20 protein-coding genes and 1 pseudogene are annotated in these 18,828 nt (G+C 46.8%); 5 read left to right on the top strand and 16 right to left on the bottom strand.

The features are described 5' to 3' along the window. Positions 1 to 318 precede the first annotated feature (318 nt). From DN062_RS05260 to DN062_RS18815, 4 genes and pseudogenes are all read right to left on the bottom strand, one after another. The gene (locus tag DN062_RS05260; RefSeq protein ID WP_112158245.1) at positions 319 to 999 is read right to left on the bottom strand and encodes a hypothetical protein; all 681 of its coding nucleotides are present in this window, start codon (positions 997 to 999) and stop codon (positions 319 to 321) included. Between the two features lie 258 nt (positions 1,000 to 1,257). Then, positions 1,258 to 2,012 (bottom strand): annotated as a pseudogene (locus DN062_RS05255) (IS91 family transposase); the annotation flags it as partial. A 488-nt stretch (positions 2,013 to 2,500) separates the two neighbouring features. After that, complete coding sequence (locus DN062_RS05245) at positions 2,501 to 3,349, bottom strand: hypothetical protein (RefSeq protein WP_112158241.1); 849 nt, start codon at positions 3,347 to 3,349, stop codon at positions 2,501 to 2,503. Positions 3,350 to 3,587: 238 nt separating this feature from the next. Continuing rightward, positions 3,588 to 4,250 carry a transposase gene (locus DN062_RS18815; RefSeq protein ID WP_112158239.1) on the bottom strand — a complete coding sequence of 221 codons (663 nt, stop codon included), beginning with the start codon at positions 4,248 to 4,250 and terminating at the stop codon, positions 3,588 to 3,590. Positions 4,251 to 4,407: 157 nt separating this feature from the next. Between DN062_RS18815 and DN062_RS05235 the strand changes: the two genes are divergently transcribed. The 4 genes from DN062_RS05235 to DN062_RS05220 all read left to right on the top strand — a co-directional run bounded on the left by DN062_RS05235 (position 4,408) and on the right by DN062_RS05220 (position 7,025). After that, positions 4,408 to 4,650: a type II toxin-antitoxin system Phd/YefM family antitoxin gene (locus DN062_RS05235; RefSeq protein WP_112158237.1), complete on the top strand. Its 243-nt coding sequence runs from the start codon at positions 4,408 to 4,410 to the stop codon at positions 4,648 to 4,650. Positions 4,651 to 4,658: 8 nt separating this feature from the next. Beyond that, on the top strand, positions 4,659 to 4,958 hold the full coding sequence (locus DN062_RS05230; protein WP_112158235.1) for a type II toxin-antitoxin system RelE/ParE family toxin: 300 nt from the start codon (positions 4,659 to 4,661) through the stop codon (positions 4,956 to 4,958). Between the two features lie 390 nt (positions 4,959 to 5,348). After that, positions 5,349 to 6,332, top strand: coding sequence for a hypothetical protein (locus DN062_RS05225; RefSeq protein WP_133256745.1), 984 nt, complete (start codon positions 5,349 to 5,351; stop codon positions 6,330 to 6,332). A 3-nt stretch (positions 6,333 to 6,335) separates the two neighbouring features. Then, a complete protein-coding gene (locus DN062_RS05220; protein WP_112158231.1) occupies positions 6,336 to 7,025 on the top strand; it encodes a lysozyme family protein in 690 nt (229 codons plus the stop codon). A gap of 162 nt (positions 7,026 to 7,187) precedes the next feature. Here DN062_RS05220 and puuE read toward each other — a convergent pair whose 3' ends face one another. The 9 genes from puuE to DN062_RS05175 form a co-directional block, all read right to left on the bottom strand. Further along, entirely contained in the window at positions 7,188 to 8,105 is a 918-nt protein-coding gene (gene puuE, locus DN062_RS05215) for an allantoinase PuuE (RefSeq protein WP_112158228.1), read from the bottom strand. Then, positions 8,102 to 8,632, bottom strand: coding sequence for an ureidoglycolate lyase (locus DN062_RS05210; RefSeq protein ID WP_112158226.1), 531 nt, complete (start codon positions 8,630 to 8,632; stop codon positions 8,102 to 8,104). Before DN062_RS05210 ends, puuE begins: the two co-directional genes overlap by 4 nt. A gap of 2 nt (positions 8,633 to 8,634) precedes the next feature. Continuing rightward, complete coding sequence (alc, locus tag DN062_RS05205; RefSeq protein WP_205126662.1) at positions 8,635 to 9,633, bottom strand: allantoicase; 999 nt, start codon at positions 9,631 to 9,633, stop codon at positions 8,635 to 8,637. A 16-nt stretch (positions 9,634 to 9,649) separates the two neighbouring features. Further along, positions 9,650 to 10,492 carry a MurR/RpiR family transcriptional regulator gene (locus tag DN062_RS05200; protein WP_112158224.1) on the bottom strand — a complete coding sequence of 281 codons (843 nt, stop codon included), beginning with the start codon at positions 10,490 to 10,492 and terminating at the stop codon, positions 9,650 to 9,652. A 258-nt stretch (positions 10,493 to 10,750) separates the two neighbouring features. Continuing rightward, the gene (locus DN062_RS05195; RefSeq protein ID WP_112158222.1) at positions 10,751 to 11,479 is read right to left on the bottom strand and encodes an amino acid ABC transporter ATP-binding protein; all 729 of its coding nucleotides are present in this window, start codon (positions 11,477 to 11,479) and stop codon (positions 10,751 to 10,753) included. Then, positions 11,466 to 12,116, bottom strand: a complete 651-nt coding sequence (locus DN062_RS05190; protein WP_112158220.1) for an amino acid ABC transporter permease — start codon at positions 12,114 to 12,116, stop codon at positions 11,466 to 11,468. Before DN062_RS05190 ends, DN062_RS05195 begins: the two co-directional genes overlap by 14 nt. Further along, positions 12,113 to 12,775 carry an amino acid ABC transporter permease gene (locus DN062_RS05185; protein WP_112158218.1) on the bottom strand — a complete coding sequence of 221 codons (663 nt, stop codon included), beginning with the start codon at positions 12,773 to 12,775 and terminating at the stop codon, positions 12,113 to 12,115. The genes DN062_RS05190 and DN062_RS05185 overlap by 4 nt, the downstream gene beginning before the upstream one ends. Before the next feature lie 10 nt (positions 12,776 to 12,785). Continuing rightward, the gene (locus DN062_RS05180) at positions 12,786 to 13,589 is read right to left on the bottom strand and encodes a transporter substrate-binding domain-containing protein (RefSeq protein WP_112158216.1); all 804 of its coding nucleotides are present in this window, start codon (positions 13,587 to 13,589) and stop codon (positions 12,786 to 12,788) included. A 281-nt stretch (positions 13,590 to 13,870) separates the two neighbouring features. Continuing rightward, positions 13,871 to 14,476 carry a PepSY-associated TM helix domain-containing protein gene (locus DN062_RS05175; protein WP_112158214.1) on the bottom strand — a complete coding sequence of 202 codons (606 nt, stop codon included), beginning with the start codon at positions 14,474 to 14,476 and terminating at the stop codon, positions 13,871 to 13,873. A gap of 105 nt (positions 14,477 to 14,581) precedes the next feature. Between DN062_RS05175 and DN062_RS05170 the strand changes: the two genes are divergently transcribed. Then, positions 14,582 to 16,429: a flavodoxin domain-containing protein gene (locus tag DN062_RS05170; RefSeq protein WP_112158212.1), complete on the top strand. Its 1,848-nt coding sequence runs from the start codon at positions 14,582 to 14,584 to the stop codon at positions 16,427 to 16,429. Here DN062_RS05170 and DN062_RS05165 read toward each other — a convergent pair. The 3 genes from DN062_RS05165 to gpt all read right to left on the bottom strand — a co-directional run bounded on the left by DN062_RS05165 (position 16,426) and on the right by gpt (position 18,645). Further along, positions 16,426 to 17,019 carry an IMPACT family protein gene (locus tag DN062_RS05165; RefSeq protein ID WP_112158209.1) on the bottom strand — a complete coding sequence of 198 codons (594 nt, stop codon included), beginning with the start codon at positions 17,017 to 17,019 and terminating at the stop codon, positions 16,426 to 16,428. The two genes, DN062_RS05170 and DN062_RS05165, sit on opposite strands and share 4 nt — an antisense overlap. Positions 17,020 to 17,023: 4 nt before the next feature. Next, positions 17,024 to 18,016, bottom strand: a complete 993-nt coding sequence (locus DN062_RS05160) for a serine/threonine protein kinase (protein ID WP_112158207.1) — start codon at positions 18,014 to 18,016, stop codon at positions 17,024 to 17,026. A gap of 113 nt (positions 18,017 to 18,129) precedes the next feature. Beyond that, entirely contained in the window at positions 18,130 to 18,645 is a 516-nt protein-coding gene (gene gpt / locus DN062_RS05155; protein WP_036507821.1) for a xanthine phosphoribosyltransferase, read from the bottom strand. Positions 18,646 to 18,828 lie beyond the last annotated feature (183 nt).

Here is an 18,828-nt window from a genome sequence, read left to right as displayed (position 1 = left end):
TAAGACACTTAACTTTCCTCGCGTAAACACCGGATTTATAAAACCTAGACCCGTTGCAGATGGAGGGCTTAACAGTCACATGCCCGCTGGCCCCGTCTAGATCACACCTCATATCCGGTTCTTGTTCATCGCCTTGCGATTTCGCCTTGGGCTTCCTTCAGCCATGACCTCACGATCATAACCTTGCCCTTTGGCTGCGAATACCTGGTACGAGGACTTTCACCTCGCTAGTTAAGTGCCATGCCTGGTGCACACGTTTGGTTAAGGGGCGGGCTTTAGCTCGTCCCAGTGAGCGAAGCGAACGGTTTGAACCAGTTGTTAGCCAGCCTCTGAAGTGCCGGTGAGATGGTATTTGTTGTCACTGTCTAATACCATTTCGAATATTTTTGTATAAGGGCGTGTGTTTGCATCTCTGCAATTTATGACCAGTCTAAGCTCGGCAGGTGCGTCCCCGCTGACTTCTGAGTCCCAGCTAATTGTTTGGGTTTGCCCTGACGCAAAGTAATGCACAATTCCGGATGACTCTATTTGTCTGATAGATGGTGATGATGAAAACTTAACGCTTGAGGCCGGTTGTCCAGAATTTAAAATCATGATGTTAAATTTGAAATTAACGCCAGTTCGTGAGCCCCATCCGGCACTAGTTACTGAAAAAACAGGGTGCGCTTCACGTAACGATCTAATTTCTTCAATTTCTAATGATTTTAGATCAGCCTGAACTTGCTCCCTTGTAGCTGCTACAAGCTCTTTGTGTTGCTCAACAGATTTCCTTAGCTCATCTGCTTGAAGCTCTAAAGCCTTTGTATTTTGCCTCAGTTCCTTCTGCTGTTGTATATATCCGAGGATTAGCCAAAGAAGCATGAGCGGACCAAATACACCAGCAAGAAAATCACCGAGCTCATTCAGTGGCATAGTCTGTAGGTCAGAAAGGTTGGCCCACCTTAAGAATATTATTGCTAATATATAAGTTGCTGTAAAAATTATGCCGAATATTGTCATTGGCTGCTCTGGTTATATTTAGGCTAACGAGCCTGTAGAAAAACCTAATTTCGACAAGTTGTTCCGCCAGCGCCCGATCTATATTATTAATTTTCAATTGCTGACCTCAATCAGCAATCAGTTCTTTACTCTGTCTTTTTAGCTTTTACTTTTATAGGCCTTAAACAATTACCACTTCAGAGCTTCATTATTCAGAAGCAATCTCATCCTGATTTCCACCTTATCCGCTCAATCCACCTACTTCGCCAACTACTCTACATTATGCACTAAACTGAACCCTTTCGGTAAAACATGCAGTAAAAAGCGCCGAACCAACTCCTCTGGCGCTAGGTGTAACTTGCCGTTTCTATCAGCACGATAATAATGATACGCAAGCGTCACCTGATTCGGTGTGCTCTCCAGTAATCGATGATTACTCAAGCCTATGCGATGGCTATAACGTGCAAGATAATTCACCAATGTTTCTCGATACTGAATCGCAGCCTTGCTATAAACACACCAAGACTTGTTCATCAGTTGCCTCAACACTCGATCAAAATCGTCAGTGCAAATCGATGAGAAACCGCCATTCACTTTCGTCTCTCGAAGTGCGCTCACCAGCAACCCTCTAAACCGTTTAGAGAGCGCTTTTACTGGCAACAAGTATCCTTTGTTTCGACCTATCCATGACTGTGAGGACGTAATGACACCTGCATGTATTAAAGCACATGGCGCGTTAATTTCTGTCCCCATGTATGAAGAACGGCCGTCATTCCAAGTTGCCCATGCAGTTTGCGCTGCCCCATCACATGAAGCGTCTTCCAACATGACTGGAATAGCAATCGGTAAATGACATCTGCGTGATCGTTTACCCAATCATTAAGTTCATGCGGTAACGTGAATACCAGATGAAAGTAAGGTACTGGCAGTAACTGTTCCTTTTGTTTTTCACACCAAGCTCGGCTGGCATTTGTCTGGCACTGAGGACAATGCCGATCCCAACAACTGTGATACCACAGCCATTGCGAGTGACATGCATATGGAAACGAACTATTTTGCTTATACCTGCTCGTTTGGCTGCATCCTTAACCTCAAGCCTTAAATACTGGGGGTCGAAGGAGCGATGCTTATCTAGATCATAAAACAACACATCTACTGGCCGATAGCGTTGCCAATAACATCGTAACTGCCGCTTAACACCCTCAGGAAATAGAACGTATTGAACTTTATTGCCTTTACCTTGGGTATCTAGCCAACTCCGTGAGCTGGTATAAATAAGCTCGCCAAGTACTTTTGGTGAAACCTTGGAGAGCCATCTTGTCGATGACGTGTTGACGAAGTGGTGACATGGCTTAAACCTTCTAATGATTAAAGGAGATTTAAGTGTGGACAAAAACTAAAAGATGCAGCCAAGCTCCGCGAAGCGGCTTAGTTCAACGCCGCTCAGCACGCGCGGCTACGAAATGGAGGCGAAGCCGCAATGCAGTAGACGTCGCTGTGACTGGCTTGGTTATGTGAATTTTCAATCGACATTATCCTTCATAAGAGGACGCATAATGACGGTTAAGGAAGTGTGACATGAGCCACAGACAATATTTAGCTGCTGATCAAGCTTGAGTTCCCTAAACAATTTAGACGGCACATCAAGGTTTCCGTTGCAGCGTTTACAGGCAAACTGGAATATTCGCCTAGTTACTCTAAAGCCTTCCTTGTAGTCTTCCGGCTCAATATAGTAGCTTTCACTACATTCTGGGTTAATACAATTAACCACCGCCGGCGAATTAAGAGCCTTAACAGTTTTTTTTATCAATGAATCGCAAGTCAAGCAATTGAAATTGAATACAGGCCCCAGTGACCCACCCATCAGTAGATTTCCGTCTATTCCCTGTAAAAAAAGCACTACTTGGCGGACTTTGTTTTTTATTTTGTCCTGTCCTCCGTAAATTGATATCTCCCCTGAAGATATCGTCGGAACTGGAATATGAAGAGCAACATTAGCTAGCCCATGCCATAGGCTGTGCAGCTTGTTTATATTTAGACCTGGTTGCTGCCCCACCAGATGATATTCTAGCGATTCGAACTCTTCTTTAGTCTCAGGCGACTTTCCGTCCACTCTTTGATTCGAGACTGATAGTTTAAAGCCCTTGGTTATATTTTCGTCAATATCGTCTGAGACCTGCTTTACCACATGCCGTGGTTGCCAGTTTTTAAGATCATCAATAGACAAGTAAGCATAGGATAACTTAAATCTCTCGTAGCATAGATACTCGAGAGTAAGCCTACACTCTAAAGCTGCATACGTCAGACTCTGCACGGTATCTTCTTCTAGCAGTGCATTAATAACACTCAAACGTTTTGAAATATCCAACACAGCTCAAGGCTCCAGTATATGCACATAACAAGCTTGTAGAAAAACCTAATCTCGACAAGTTTTTCCGCCAGAGCCCAGTCTATATTATTCATTTTCAATTGCTGACTTCAGTCAGCAATCACGTATTTAATCTGTCTTTTTAGCTTTTACTTTTATAGGCCTTAAACAATTACTCCTTCAGAGCTTCATTATTCAGAAGCAATCTCATCCTGATTTCCACCTTATCCGCTCAATCCACCTACTTCGCCAACTTCTCTACATTATGCACCAAACAGTACAACTGCCACTGACCCTGTACCTTGTTTTTACCTCGCAGGCTAAAACGGCTGAGCCCTTTGTTGGTGCCAATATTGCCGAACACAGGCTCCACAACAGACATTCGATGGCTATAAATTTGCTTCCCTTTAGGACTATCCACTCGGTGCTTCATCCAGTCAGTATAGGTCGGCGCACGCTGGTCGTTAAGTGCAAAACTGACTTGTCTTCCGGCACCTTTGCGATGATTCGCTGATGCTGGGTTCTTCATACACTGGTCTTTTATAGCGCAATGACGGCATTGCAGCAATCGACCTTCAAAATAGACTGTGCATTGACCACGTTCATTCGTTTTAACTCCCCGATGACTAATCCGCTCTCCCACCGGACAAATACATATCATAGTAACTGGATCAAACTGGAACTCGCTAGCGGGAATCAGTGGTTTAGCTTTAGGCTTGCTTGGTGACTGATGACGCTTACCTTTACCCATCCTCGGCTGATTCTGCTTTAAAAAGACATCAATCTTATTGGCAGCCGCATCTAGTGTCTGGATGGTTTTAGTCTTACGATTATTACGTTCCAGTGATTCTTCACTTTCACAGGTATCTTTTTCTTGATGCTCACTGAGATGGTACTGGATCAAGCGTTTGAGCTTTTGACGCTTCTATTCCAGTTCTTTAAAGGTGCCAGACCATTCCTTGGATGCTTACCTTTTCACACATTTCGCACGATTTAATCATATTGGCCATTTCGTGTGATAAACTATACTCCAATTAGATTTAAAATCGTGGAGACTAGCCATGCATACATTAACAGCAAATGACGCTAAACGAAATTTTGGTGAGTTGCTTCTCAATGCTCAACGTCAACCAATTAAGATCAGCAAGAACAGTAAAGATGCTGTTGTCGTTATGTCTATACATGACTACGAAGAACTTGAAATGATAAAAGCCGAATACCTCAAACACTGCTTCAGCGCAGCTAAAGATGACTTAGCAAAAGGTAATATCGTTGATGGTAAAGACTTTTTAAGTGAGCTGTAACAAACAATATGCATCAAAAACAATATAAATTGAGTAGTTTAGCTCAAGCTCATTTACGTAAGGTAAAAAACTATACCATCAATAATTTTTCCGAATTACAGTGGCAACACTATAAAGAAACGCTACTTTCTGGTTTTCAAATGCTCGCGGATTACCCTGATTTAGGACGAAGCTGCCATGAAATATACAGTAATGGGTTTTACTTTCCGATTGGAAAACACACTGCTTACTTTACAAAGGAAGATGACTTCATCCTAATCGTTGCTGTCTTGGGGCAATCTCAAATACCGCAAAATCACCTGAAATAATATGAAATTATGGGCGATATTTTCGATTGGTAAGCATCGTGGTAGAACGACCTATACTGAGCCGCCCTCACACCAGGTCCGGACGTGCGGAACTACCGCATCCCCCCCTGTGTCTTAACTAATTCTCTGTGTGCGCTCCACCTATATCGCTCGCCTGAAAAAATCAGACTCAGCCATAAGAGCAACACTCGATACGCAGTCAAGGTTGACCTATCCACCCGAAAATTGTTTAAATGCCTGCTTTACAACAAGGAAGTAGTCGCTGCTTCATGGATGAATGACACACTGCACTTAGCCTAACCGCCATCAGTCATCTTCCTCCATGAGCACCAGTCCCTGCTAAACAATAGATTGCTCTTTTGCTTTCATCTTATAAATGGAATTATGCTCATGAAAAAACTTAGGTGTTACCTTAAACTCCTAACCTGTATGTCTAGTATCGCGTTTAGTGCACCCGCTTTATCTCAATCCTCCAGCGACCTGTCTCCAGTGATGATCAGTGCTCCGGCTATCATGCTGAATGATGTTTTTGATCAATGGAAATCCTATATTGGCGACTATGATCCTCTAGTGGCGAATCCCCCCGACTGTATTACAGGCTTGACTGCAGAGACATCCACATTATGCCTGCAAGAAAATTTAAGCCGACTTAACACACGTCTCGATGAAATTTTAATACTATCAAGTACCATCAAGCTCACCATGTATCGCGACAATCCTTCACCTGAAGGAGAAAATCATACTGAGGATTATGATCATATCTATGCCCTTGATACGTTAACTCAAACTTGGAAAACGGCGGTTCATTTTCAATGCCAGTTTGAAAGCCTGGATTATCATTTTTCAGAAGACTACCCAGTTAAACAGCTACAGTGCCTTGAACACTACACATATAATTTTTTAACGCACCTTCTCATGTCTTTAGAGCTATGTTGTAGAGCTGAGCTAGCTAAAAAACTTTCCGCCCCGACGGCTGATAAAGACTTGATTCCACCCTTCGATTTTCGACGCACACTACTGCCCAAAGAGTTTCTTGCAAACTTGACGTCTGGCCAGCTGGAACTCTACTCATGCAGTGAAATAAACGGCAGATGGATGCGTGAAATCTGCTATAGCGAGGTTAGACAGTTGTTGGAGGAAGACGTGAAAAATCTCACGAACCAACTGGCATCCACCTACAGCCAAAAACGAAAAGCCGCATTTGTCATTTTCGGAATGGACTCAACGTGGCGTGCGGCCGCCTTATCTGAATGTGAGTTTTCATCTAACGAAGTTTTCACCTCAAACTATTTCGGTGAGCATGTATCAATATGTTTCACTGAGCATCTGAAAATACGCGCTGAATATTTAAAATCATTATTAAGGGATGAATAATCTATGCCAATACCTAAACCAGGATCAATCAAAGACGGACTTTTGACCTTTGAGGCCGAAGGAAACGAAGGCGGTGCCTACCATAGCAGAAGACTTCATGTGCCCTCTGAGAGCTCAGGCATAACAATTGGACGAGGCTATGACCTAAAAGGTAAGGATCAATTACAAGCTCTTAGAGATCTTACCAGCATTGGTATAGAACGAGAGCAAGCTCAAGTTTTATCACGAGGCATAAGGCTCTATGGGAATGCTGCACGGCACTTTATTGCACAACACCATCTGACTGATTTTGAATTAACTCCGCAGCAACAATTAGATTTATTCAAAATCACATACACATACGAAAAGAATGAGGCGAGGCGTTTGTGTATAAAAGATGATGTTACGGCTGAGTATAGAGCAGCATGCAAATGGGACGAACTCCATCCTGCGATACGGGTCATTCTGGTAGATCTAAAGTTTAGAGGAGACTACACACCTAGCACCAGAATAGCCATTCAAACAGCAGTTGCAAACAACGACCTAGAAGGGCTTTATGAGGTTATGAGTGATTGGGACTACTGGCAAAATAGAGTCAAACACACTAATCCATCCGGTACAGTTACGTCTTCAAGCCGTGTTAGAGTCCCACGAGAGCGTTTTGAAATGCGCCGCCGCTACCTTGAAAAGCAGGTGATGGAGCCGCAACACTAAATCTTAATTTTACAGTTTGGGGGCACCGTTGTTATAGAGGGGTGGTGGTACAGCTGCCGGGAGACCGTCTGCCGCCAGGACGGCGGCAGTCGAGCGGTCAGGGATGACGCAAAGCGTGTCGAACGGCAGCGGTACCACCACCCCGGAAGGCACCCAGGCACCCTACCCATGCTCCCCAACCCAATGCTTAGCAATATCGACCCGACGTGTCACCCACACGCCTTCATGCGCTTGAACGTGGTCTAAAAACCGTTGCAGGGCTTTAAAGCGTCCTGGACGTCCGACCAAACGACAATGCAAACCGACAGACATCATCTTCGGAGCATACGCCCCTTCGGCATACAGCACATCGAAGCTATCGCGCAGGTAATTGAAGAACTCCTCACCATCGGCAAAACCTTGTGGCGACGAAAAGCGCATGTCGTTGCAATCAAGTGTGTAAGGAATGATTAGATGCTTTTTCGACTCACCTGAACTCGTTTGCACCTCCGTCCAAAACGGCAAGTCATCGCCATAGTAATCCGAGTCGTAAAGAAACCCACCCTCTTCGACAAGAAGACGACGCGTGTTCGGTGAGTCACGCCCAGTGTACCAGCCCAAAGGCGCTTCGCCCGTTAGGGATTTTAGAATAGCGATGGCTTCTTGCAGGTGTTCGCGTTCTTGATCTTCGGGCATATGTTGATAATGAATCCAACGTAAACCATGGCAACAAATATCATGACCTAAACGCTGAAATTCAGCACACAGATCGGGATGACGCTGCAAAGCCATAGCCACCCCGAAAATGGTCATCGGCAGTTGGCGTTGTTCGAACTCCCGCAAAATGCGCCAAACCCCAGCACGCGATCCATATTCATAGATGGACTCCATGCTCATGTGGCGCTCTGGATAAGGGCTTGCACCTGCGATTTCCGACAGAAAGGTCTCCGCATGGGCATCGCCATGCAACACCGACATTTCCCCGCCCTCTTCGTAGTTGAGTACAAAGTTCAGGGCTAAGCGTGCGCCATTGGGCCACTTGGGATCTGGCGGTGTGGCACCATAACCAATCAAATCACGTGGGTAACCTGTATTCGTCATAGCGTTCCTTCCTCTTTTACCTGAAAAGGATGCACAATCCACCAAGCATCGGCGTCACCAAAAAACACTTCATCGCAATTGGGCAACTGCCCTTGTCGATCGACAATCAGCAACTGATCATCGTCCTCTAATGTGATTAAGGGATGATGCCAAACCCCAGCATGATAATTAACGCCCAGATTGCCATCACTCAGAAACAAGCGCATGGCGCTAGGATCTGGGGCATCCGCAGGTGGTGCCACCAAAATCAAAAAGGGTTTACGATTCAGTGGAATAAAGGCCTGAGATCCCTGCGGATGTCGCTCAAGTAGCTTTACTTGCAAAGGAAAGCGATCCGCCACGGGTTTGCGAAAAATACTGATAATGGCGCGTCCATCGTCAGCGCCTGTGTCCACTTTCGCTAACGAATGGTAACGCTCGGTAGAACCGCTGTTAATCAAAAAGAAGTCCTTTTTCTCGGTGCCGATGACATCACCAAAAGGAGCGAAGTTTTCAGCGGTCAGCGGTGTCAGCTCTAGGTGTTTCATGCTCAACCTCGATACACATGCCCAAGGACGCGCAAACGACTCACGCCGCCATCGGGAAAAATATTGAGACGCAAATGAGTAATGGGGCCTAAGTCTTTCAGCTCAACACTAAATTCATGCTCTTGATGCATTTGCAGTTTTTGTGAGGGCAAAAGCTCTTTCCAGTAAAGACTTTGCGTTTCAATTTGGCTTTCGGTTCCGCCTTTTACATACGCCGCTTGGATCGAGCAACTGTCTGGGTAGTTGCCTTTAAAATGCAGCGTATCCACGATGATTTTTTCAACCACGCCCGGATGACCCAACGAGAGAATCGCCCAATCGTAACCGGGCGTGCGACGGCGAGCGGTTTCCCAACCATCGCCCATGTTAATGCCCCGTCCTGGATTAATCAGGTTACTGATCGTACCGTAATGCTCATCGGAACAGGCCAGCGCACGTCCACCATTTAAGGCGGCCGCTAGGTCTATTTGCTCATCATCGGCAACGTCGGACCAGTCTCGGTAAGGCATGCCATACACACGCAAGCGCGCAACACCACCATCTGGGTAAATGTTAAAACGCAGGTGCGTCCAAGGTTGATCCTGATGGGAGGTGTCATGAAAATGATGACTGTTCCCTTGCAGATCTACGGCAGGCAGAATCGGTGTCCAATGCGTTTGCGCAGTGGGGTCACCTTCGGCACAAAAGCAGGCTTCAAGTGAGGCCGAAGGCGGATAGTTACCGGTAAAATACGAAGTATCGATATCCACCCCGCGAATAAAGCCCGGTACCCCTAAGCGAATAATCGCATGGTCATAGCCTTCAAAGCGTTTACGACGACTTTCCCAACCGTCCATCCATTTACCATTGTCGTCAAACACCCCTTCTTTCCATACAGGTGGCTCGGGTTGTAACATGCGATTCACATCGGCGAACCAATCATCAGTGACAAAAATAGCTTGGGTTCCCAAGCGTGCGTCTGCCAGATTGATGGTGCGTTTATACGGATGGCTGGTTTGCATAATCAAGTCTCAGAAATTAGTTCATGGATAAATCAAGTTCGTGAAGTTGGTCATAAAGGGTATTAATGCCCTCGATACGCTGTCGCCCCTGGCGCAATTGTTGATGCAGTAAGGCATTGGTCAACAAACTGACCAAACTCATCGGCAATGCATAGCTATCAAAGGCTGAAACACTGTCTAACGGCAGTTCTAAACACCAGGTCACTTGCGCAGTATCGAGACCACTGTTGGTTTCCGTGATGAGCAAGACGGGCACCCCAAGCGTTTTTAGGGCTTTCAACACCGACGGGAATTGGGCGGGTCGACGATGAAAGCCTAAAAGAATCACAAGGTCTTGCTCCCCTAACCCCACTAAATCCTCCGCTAGCGTTTGGCCTGCTTGCGGGAGGAGTTGTATGTCGGGACGCACTTGAATCAGCTGCTGTCGCCAGTGCATCGCTACCGGATAACTGTTGCGAAAACCAATCAACACCACACGTTTTGCTTGTGCTAAAGACTGTAAAATATCATCCAGCGGCCAGTGCTGCGCCGCCTGTGTTAAACGTGAGAGATTTTTAGCTTCAGACCTAAAATGACGATCAATCAAATTGGCGCCTGTGTTAGAGGAGGTGTTGGGCAAGGGCACGCCCGATTGCCGTAACACCCGAACTTCATCTCGCATCGCTTTAAAGCTGTCGTAGCCTAAGCGCCGAAACAAGCGACTCACCGTGGCTTTGGACGTTTCGCAGGCCTCACTGAGTTCGACTGAGTTGTAGGTCGCTAGGTCATCTAAATGATCCAGTATAAAACTGGCCACTCGACGCTCACTTGGCGATAAGTCTTCAAATTGATGTCGAATCACTTCGGTAATTTGACGCACTGGCTACACCTTCAATTTGGCTTAATTTACTTTAAAATTTTTGTTACAAGCAATAAAAACAATGAAACAAAAGTTACAAGATTAAACGGATACTTGTCAATGAAAAGCCCGTTGCTGTGCAATAACTTTAGTCGATGCGCGTTAGAACAGCACGTTGAGACTAACGACAAAAACCGCGTTGAAACTCTTTATAAAACAGCGTCAAGACTCTTTACAAAACCACGTCGAAACGCTTCACAAAACTGCGTTGAGACTCCCTTACAACACCGCATTGATAAAGCTTCTAAGCTCCGGTGTGCTCGGGTTGGCAAAGACCTCGGCTGATGGCCCAGACTCCCAAACCTTACCTTGATGCATAAACACCACTCGATCACCCACATCCCGCGCGAAGTTCATTTCATGTGTAACCAGCACCAAGGTCATCCCTTCGGCCGCTAACTGCTCCAAAACCTTCAACACCTCCCCCACTAACTCAGGATCCAGTGCGGAGGTAATCTCATCGCACAGCAGAACCTTGGGTGACATGGCTAAGGCTCTGGCAATCGCAACGCGCTGCTGCTGCCCCCCGGAAAGTTTTTCAGGGTATTGATCTATCTTTTCTGCCAATCCCACTTTCGTTAACTTATCCAATGCCAATTCACGCGCGTCAGCCGATGACATTTTCAATACGAGTTTAGGTGCCAGCATCACATTCTCGCCCACGGTTAAATGGGGAAATAGATTAAAGCTCTGAAACACCATGCCGACACTGCGAGCTAAGGCTCGGACTTGCCGTTCATCATTATTCACTTCTTTTTCATCAAGAATGATCGCGCCTTCTTGATAGGCTTCGAGTCCATTCATACAACGCAACAGCGTGCTTTTACCCGAGCCACTGCGACCAATGATTGACACCACCTCGCCTGCTTGAATTTTTAAGTCAACGCCCTTGAGGACATGCAGGTCGCCGTAGTATTTATGGACTTTATCGACATTAACGAGCGCCATTGAATTTTTTCTCCAAACGTTGACTGGCCAAAGACAAGGGGTAGCACATTAAGAAATAAATCAGTGCGACCATGGCAAATATTTTAAAGGGTTCGAAAGTGGCATTATTGAGCATCGTGCCTGCCTTCGTTAATTCCACAAAACCGATAATCGAGGCCAGCGCCGTGCCTTTGATCACTTGCACAGAAAATCCGACGGTTGGGGCTAATGCCACACGCACGGCTTGTGGAAGAATGACATTTTTGATGGTCTGCATGAAGCTTAACCCTAAGCAACGCGAGGCTTCCCATTGGCCTTTAGGCAGTGTGTCAATGCACCCTCGCCAGATCTCCGTCAAAAAGGCACTGGTAAATAGGGTTAAAGCAATCGCAGCCGCCGCCCAAGCCGAAATATCAAACCCCAGTAACGACAAACCAAAGAACACCAAGAAGAGTTGCATTAACAAGGGTGTGCCTTGAAACACTTCAACGTAAATCCGCACCAACCACTGCAAAGGACGACGACGGGTTAAGCGCAGGGTTGTGAGTAACAATCCCACCAAAGCACCGCCAATAAAGGCCGTTAATGACAGCACCACCGTCCAGCGTGCGGCCAATAAAAGATTGCGCAGCAAATCCCAATTCGTAAACTCAATCATGAGGATCTCCTGTGACGAAACAAATAACGCCCCAATGCATCGAAAGCCTGGCGCATTAGGATGGCAAACAGCAAGTACATGGCGGCCACCACTGAATAGGCTTCGAAACTGCGAAAGTTACGTGACTGAATTAAATTGGCAGCATAGGTTAAATCCATCACCGAAATTTGTGACACCACAGCCGAGCCCAGCATGACGATAATGCACTGACTGGTCAGCGCCGGATAAATTTTCTCAAACGCGGGAATCAGTATCACTCTAAAAAAGGCTTGATTCGCACTGAGCCCTAACACTTTTGCGGCCTCAACCTGCCCCTTAGGCGTTGCGGCTAAGCCCGCGCGTATAATTTCCGTCGAGTAAGCCCCAAGGTTAATCAGCATGGCGATTAAACCGGCTTCCCAAGCGGACAACTTGATCCCTAAAGCGGGTAATCCAAAGAAAATAAAGAACAATTGCACGATAAAAGGCGTGTTGCGAATGAGTTCAACATAGGCACCTATCGCCCCTCGTAATAACCTGCCACCGTAGTGCCGACCCGCCGCACAGGCGGTGCCTATTGCCACACCGCCCAGTGTGGCATAGACCGTCAGCTCAACGGTGACCCATAAGCCTTTCAGGAGTAGATCCGTGTAAGGTAACAGGTCACTAAAATTGAGCATGAAACACTCCTCAGCTACCAAAACCTTCAGGTAAAGGTGCTTTCAGCCAGGTTTCTGAGATTTGATTTAACGTGCCATCTTCAAATGCCTGAGCAATGATTTCATTGACCTTGGCTTGCAGCTCAGCTTCACCCTTTTTCAAACCGATGTAACAAGGTGAATTACGTAACATAAACTTAGGAACGGGCGCTTGGTCTGGACGACGTTCTGCAATTTCAGTCGCAACAAGGTTGCCAGTCGCAATCAACTGCACTTGGCCTGACAAGTAAGCAGACAGGGTTGTGTTGTTGTCTTCAAAGCGTTGCAGCGTTGCACTGGCTGGAATTACTTTTTCTAACTCCATGTCTTCAACAGCACCGCGTGTCACACCAACGGTTTTACCCGCTAGGTCTTCAGGGGAGCCAACTTCAATATCAGCATTCCCAAACACCCCTAGGAAGAAGGGAGCATAGGCCTCGCTGAAGTCAATCGCGCGCTCACGTTCTTCATTTTTACCTAGGCTGGATATGACAAGATCCGCACGGCCTGTTTGTAAATACGGGATGCGGTTGGCGCTGGTGACCGTAATCAATTCAACCGAAACACCCATTTGTTCCGCAATATAATTTGCCATATCGATGTCGTAACCACGCGGCTTCAGATCTGTCCCTACTGATCCAAACGGTGGAAAATCTTGCGGCACGGCAACTCTTAACACGCCCCGCTCTTCAATTTCGGCCAAGAGATTGGCTTGAGCCCCAACAGATAGTGTCACGCCAACAGCGGCCACGGTTGCGAGCAGTCCTCGTTTTACTTGCTTTAATACTTGTTGCATTTCACTCACCCTTTAAGTTGTAACTTTTGATTCACTCAAGGATATATTTGCAACAAAAGTGCCAACATGACTAAAGTCTAAGCCACTTTTTATTAAAGCGTATAAAAACAATTAATTAGCTAACAAGCAGGCAATCGCCTTCAAGACTCCCCCATTCATCAAGACCATGGCATGACGTTCATGAGACGCACTAGAGAACCGAGACGGTGCACGGATGACCAAAACTGTGCAGATGGAATAAACAGGCCTCCACTAGAGTCAAGTGAAGGCCTGTTCGATACTTAATGCATCAAATAGAGGGACAGAAAAAACACCACAGAGCCTAAGGTAACCCAAGCACTGCTGGTAAGACGTTGCACTTTATTGATGAGCACTAACCATAGACCTGTTACACAAAACACCAGCATAAATATCGCGGATAGGTCCGACAATAAACGCCAAAAATCACTGACGCTTTTCCCCCGATGCACGTTATTGAGCATGACAAGTAAGGGCAACGAGAGTGTAAAGACTTCGACAACGCCTTCATCAGGAAAGACTTCAATCGACTGATTGCCATGAGGGCTGTCGAGCACTATGGCAAGTAGGGGTTCATCCTCATCCCATTCAAACTCCATTTTGATGCCACGCACATTATGCTCTCGATCCAACCAATTCAGCACAGTCAATGCATAAAGCGAGGGGCTGTCTTGCCAGTCCATCTGAGTTAAATTCTCTGGCAGTTCAAACGATTGCTCATACTGCTTCGTTTGCCCTAGGTTCCAATCGGTATGGTTTAAGAAAAACCCTGTCACCGCAAAAAAAATCATCGATAAAAGCACAGGCACGGCACTGTATATGTGCAGCCAACGCACCCAACGATTCACCACTAGCATCTTCGTATTCATTAATTTCACATCGAAAAGAAAGGTAAAGTTGCCGTATGATAATCGCACTCAAACTAAATTAACAATATAATACGAATCATTATCAGTTTATACATTGGGTGTTTTGTGGAAAAGTTTGCAACCCTATTGGCCAATCGAGTCGCTATACTTGTTGCCGCGCTAAGCGGTGTTTGTCTATTCCTTCACCTTTTTGTTGGCGTCCTTTTTCATGAAGAGCGCATTCATTTAGCGCTTTCAAACACGCATAGCTTTGCAACCGCATCGCCCTTTGGCCAGTATGCGTTTCATCTGGACGATCCTTTAGCCACTGTTTGGCAAGGGCAGCAGATCACCCACCTTTTCAGCCAGCCCGAAGTTCTCACCTTACATACCCTAATCACAAGTGTCTGGCTGGGAATAGGCTTGCTGTTGCTGAGCGCTGGCGTGTTATTGCTGAATCAACCTCAACGTTTTAAGAAACACCTCGCATTCATTGCCGCCAGCGTTACGTTACTTTTATGTTGCGACCTGCCCTTCTTTTTATCCAACGGCATGGAAAACCCTGTGCTGGATATGTTGTTGATGCTGGGTCTTTTAGCCGCAGCTTTGGCGTTAAAAGGCCAACTCAAAGTGAGCTTACATACAAAAGGGCTGGGCTTACTGGCCTATGCCAGTCAAACGGGCAGTGCGCTGCAGTTAGCTAAAAAGTTACAAGCCTCCACCCCGTCTGGGTGGGATCTTCGCTGTCTATCGCAACTGACTCCGCAATGCCTCAACCAGTATCAACAAGTGCATTTTATTGTGAGCACTCAGGGGGACGGTCAAGCACCAGATACCGCAATCCCCTTTATTAAAGCACTGGAGAAGACCCCTGAGGTGTCAGGCTCCCCGTTTAGTCTTTTGGCATTAGGTGATCGCCATTACCCAAAATTTTGTGCCTTTGGCCACCACTTAGCTGAGCGCTTGCAAGTCAAGGGGTTAAAAAAGCTGATGCCGATTACCGAAGTCGACAAAATGGACATGAATGCAATCAACACATGGTGGACAGCCATTTCCAATAGCAATGAGCTGGCAAGTGAGGCTATCTCTATCGATTACGATCATTTAACACTCACAGACAATCGATGCTTAAATCCCACACAACCTCATCGCCCTGTCCATTGGCTGAGCTTATCGAAACCCGGTTTACGTTACCAAGCGGGTGATTTACTGGCGGTAAAACCCAACATTGTGCCGATGCATTTGGCGCAGCGCATCGCAACACTCGGCTGGTCTGCGGATCACGCGGTCTCCTACCAAGGTCAGCCCTATGCCTTATTCGATTTACTCTTAACGCTGGATTGGACTGATGAGTCTGCACCGTCCCCTCAGCAGTTGGTGGATCAACTCAAACCTCTAACTGAACGTCTCTACTCCATTGCCTCATATGAAGCCGATACCTTGCGTTTATTGGTTCGCCAGCATCAACGTCAAGATGGCAGCATCGGCAATGCGTCCGGCTACCTAACAGAAGCATCCATCGGCACTCGTATTGAAGCAAGCATTCGCCCTCACCCAAGTTTCCATTTAGCGCATGAGGCTCCCCTGATCATGATCGGCGCTGGCACCGGGCTGGCTCCCTTTATTGGCTTTTTGCAACAGCGTCAAGCCAACGGCTGCATGGCTCCGAACTGGTTGTTTTTTGGCGAGCAATACCAAGCCACAGATGCCTATCTATCCGACGAACTCAGTCGCTTTGAACAGGAAGGCATTCTGACTCACCTGACCTGCGCTTGGTCACGTGATGATGGTGTGTATATTCAAGAGCGCTTAACGCAGTATCAAGGCGAGATTCAAAGCTGGGTGAGTGAGCAACAGGCTCAGATTTATGTATGTGGTAGCCAAAAGGGGTTTGGAGAGGGGGTATTAGCCTTATTGCATGACTGGTTCGATGAGTCCGTATTTGATGCTCAAATCCATTTAGACTTGTATTAGTCACGATCACTGATAATCAACTGCCCACGCAGTTGATTGGTGAGGGTATCCACACAAGCGTTCAGAGCTTCGACCTCGCCGGATATCTGAAAGCAGGCTTGGTGTTGATAGCTCACCTCTAGGGTTAAATTCAACTGCTGCACCTGATGACGGACTTGCGATTCATACTCATAGGCAACGCTCAGTTTGATGGAGGCTTGAGGACGTACCTCGTCCAACTCTGCATGGTTTAAAGGATCGCTAATCGCTTGCGAATAGGCGCGTACCAAGCCACCGGCTCCGAGCTTAATGCCACCAAAATAGCGCACCACCGTCGCCAATACATTGTCCAAACCTTTATGCTGCAAGACATTGAGCATGGGCTTAGCGGCGGTGCCGGAAGGCTCACCATCATCGGATTGACGCACCTGTCCTTTTACCAGCATGGTATAGCAAATATGACGCGCTTCAGGGTGCTGCGCCCATAACTCAGCCACCCGTTTTAGTCCTTCTTCATGACTTGCAATCGGCTCGATACGACCGATAAAACGCGACTTCTTGATTTCGAACTCGGTTTCCACTGCGCTAGCGAGAGTTTTCGTTGCGCTCATTCGATTACAAAATCCGTAAGACCGGTTCGTTTAAAGCCGATAGTTGCTCACGCAGTTGCAAAATATGCTCTCCCCAATAGCGCTCGGTATTAAACCAAGGAAAATTCAATGGAAAAGCAGGGTCTTCCCAACGCCTTGCCAACCACGCACTGTAATGCAGCATTCTAAGGGTCCGCAAAGGTTCAATCAAATGAAGCTCGCGTGGATCAAATTCTGCAAACTCCTCGTACCCTGCCAGCACCTCGGCAAGCTGCAATTCGCGCTGAGAGCGTTCATTTTCACTCAATAGCATCCATAAATCCTGAATCGCAGGTGCCATGCGCGCGTCATCAAAGTCGACAAAATGCGCCAAATCGTCACGCCAGAGTAAATTGCCACCATGGCAATCCCCGTGCACACGCAGGTAGCGAATATCAGGATAAAGTGCAAACGCCGCTTCGATCCGCTGCATGAGATCTTGAGTCAAACTTCGATAGGCCGGTTCTAATGACGCCGGAATAAACCCTGACAGCAAGCGTTCGATGCTTTGATAGCCAAAACTTTGCATATCGAGGGTTGGACGATGTGTGAAGGGCTTCACCGCACCCACCAAATGCATGCGTCCAAGGGTTCGACCTAGCTGATACAAATGATCAGGGTTGTCTAAGTCCGGTGCCCGTCCGCCTCTACGCTCGTACAACGCAATCGGAAAGCCTTGATAATGCAAAAGACTTTGACCTTGTACACGCATAGGGGGAACGACTGACAGGTCTTGTGCCACTAACTCATCACAAAAATCGTGCTCTTCTTGAATTTGAGCATCCGTCCAACGCCCTGGCCGATAAAACTTGGCAATGATCGGCACTTTTTCGTCGATACCTATCTGATAAACCCGATTTTCGTATGAGTTCAATGCCAATACGCGACCGTCAGATAGAAAACCCTGTGCTTCGATAGCATCAAGAATAAAATCCGGCGTCAAACGCTCAAACGGGTGTGGCTGGGACGATTGGGTCACATGTGCTCCATAACAGGCCGCGACAGCCCATGAGTCGATCTATATTGGCGATCAGGATAGCTTAGATAGGCGGGGCTGACCACCTGTGTTCTTCATGCGCTCAGCCCATGACCTCAACTACCCGACTGTCCTTTCGTCCGATCCGCCAGCGGCGTCGAAAAGGTATGCTCCATATCCCATGGAAAACGTATCCAAGTATCTTGGCTGACTTCGGTAATAAAGGTGTCTACCAAAGGCTTGCCTGCTGGCTTGGCATAAATCGTTGCGAAGTGCGCTTTAGGGAGCATTTCACGAACATGGCGCGCGGTTTTCCCCGTATCAACCAGATCGTCAATCAAAATCATGCCCTCACCATCCCCTTCAACCCCTTTTAGGACATCCAGTGCGCCTTGTTTCGCCGCCGTGCCCGAGGCATCACTCTTTTGATAACTCACAACACAAATGGTGTCGATTAAACGTATGTCCATTTCACGCGCGAGAATCGCCGCTGGCACTAAGCCACCCCGAGTAATCGCGATAATGCCCTTCCACTCGCCTTTATCCAACAAACGCCAAGCCAAGGCTCTCGCATTGCGATGCAGCTCTTCCCAACCCACGGGAAAATCCATTCGATAGTGATGCTCTGTCATATATAGTTTCCTAATCAGTCGGTTAAGTCGGGTGATGAGTCTCTCAAATGCGTAAAATCATAAAATTATACGCAGGATACGTTGTATTATACGCATCATCGTCTAACTTATTAAGTTGACCAGTCGATCAATTTTTTGGCATGAGATTTGCCATTAAGTTCTCAGACACTCGGTCTTTACGAC

This window comes from Nitrincola tibetensis, from assembly GCF_003284585.1.
In the GTDB taxonomy this organism is placed as follows: Bacteria; Pseudomonadota; Gammaproteobacteria; order Pseudomonadales; family Balneatricaceae; genus Nitrincola; species Nitrincola tibetensis.
The sequence above is the reverse complement of the archived record's forward strand: the minus strand, read 5'-3'. Positions and strand labels throughout refer to the sequence as shown.